The 512-nt window shown below is 55.9% G+C and carries 1 protein-coding gene; it reads left to right on the top strand.

Going from position 1 to position 512, the window contains the following annotated elements; all coding sequences use genetic code 11:
- On the top strand, positions 1 to 459 hold a 459-nt coding region (locus WFN87_RS24020; protein ID WP_336983253.1), incomplete at its 5' end, for an integrase core domain-containing protein.
- Between the last annotated feature and the right edge of the window lie 53 nt (positions 460 to 512).

The following is a 512-nucleotide window of genomic DNA, read 5'->3' on the forward strand; positions in this document are numbered from 1 at the left end:
GTGAGCCATTCCCGGCCTTACCACCCACAGACGCAGGGCAAGCTGGAGCGTTTTCACCGCAGTCTGAAGGCGGAAGTGCTGCAGGGCCAGTGGTTTACGGACAGCCAGCAGTTGCAACGGGCCTTCGATCACTGGCGGACGGTGTATAACCTGGAGCGGCCCCACGAGGCCCTCGCGATGAAGGCACCGGCTTCGCGATATCAGCCATCATCCCGGCAGTACAGTGCAGACGTTAAGCCACCGGAATACGATGAGGGAGTGGAGGTACGGAAGGTCGATATCAGCGGAAAGCTGAGCTTCAGGGGCAGCAGTCTGAAGGCAGGTAAAGCGTTCAGAGGAGAATATGTGGGACTGAAAGAGACGATGGAAGACGGGTGTTATGAAGTGTGGTGGTACAGCACGAAAGTGGGGGTGATCGACCTGAAGAATAAGTCGATCACCATGGGTAAAGGATGTTAAAAAGTGTTCACCATGTCTGCGAACACCTGTCTACCATGTCCCCGGACTGTACA

Source organism: Cedecea sp. AS113 (genome assembly GCF_037152415.1).
In the GTDB taxonomy this organism is placed as follows: Bacteria; Pseudomonadota; Gammaproteobacteria; order Enterobacterales; family Enterobacteriaceae; genus Cedecea.